General features: G+C 55.7%; 1 pseudogene. It reads left to right on the plus strand.

The window, feature by feature from the left end:
* Positions 1-165: pseudogene (locus tag FDX01_RS23375) on the plus strand (KilA-N domain-containing protein); the annotation flags it as partial.
* Positions 166-244: the final 79 nt, after the last annotated feature.

Raw genomic sequence — 244 nt, forward strand, 5'->3', positions numbered from 1 at the left:
GACTTACTGATCGCAAATGAGACCAAAGAGGTCAGTGCCTGCGCCCGGGCAATGAACAAGTGGGGCGTCGGTGGCCGCAAGAAACTGCTCAACTGCGCGCGTGATCGGATCGTCAGCCAGATGGATCCCGATATGGTCACGCTGATGGAAGCGAAAGCAGGGTAGCCTACGCAGAATTGCGTCGGCAAATAGCGGCATTACAGGAGCCATTCACCAAGTGGCTCCGATAATGTCAAACAGCAGG

It is taken from the genome of Citrobacter sp. wls613 (assembly GCF_005281195.1).
In the GTDB taxonomy this organism is placed as follows: Bacteria; Pseudomonadota; Gammaproteobacteria; order Enterobacterales; family Enterobacteriaceae; genus Citrobacter; species Citrobacter gillenii.